Origin of the sequence: Streptomyces sp. GbtcB7 (assembly GCF_019091445.1) — a bacterium.
GTDB classification, from domain to species: Bacteria; Actinomycetota; Actinomycetes; order Streptomycetales; family Streptomycetaceae; genus Streptomyces; species Streptomyces mirabilis.
The window spans coordinates 1-238 of the sequence record NZ_JAGXJM010000593.1 but is presented as its reverse complement, the minus strand read 5'-3'; the positions used below and the strand labels follow the sequence as shown (position 1 = coordinate 238).

Annotated in this window: 1 pseudogene; it reads right to left on the bottom strand. The window is 70.6% G+C overall.

Annotated features, from left to right (window positions below):
* Positions 1-238, bottom strand: a pseudogene (locus KVT44_RS56940) (acyl-CoA dehydrogenase); the annotation flags it as partial.

Sequence of the window (238 nt, the reverse complement as noted above, 5' to 3'; positions counted from 1 at the left end):
GATCGTCCGGGCATTGCGCCAGTGCCTGTCGAGGGCGAGCCCCGTGCCGACCGCGCTCGCCCCACCCACCTCGAAGAGAAGAGTGGCGGCGTCGAGGACCGATGGAAGGATGACGAGTTGTGCACGAATGGTGGATGCCTCCACGGGCTCGATGATCGCACGCAGCTCTTCTCCCGACGCACCGCTCCGCTGAGCCTCGGTCGACGCGTCCACGCCCGCGGCGGCGGCGGCGAGCGCC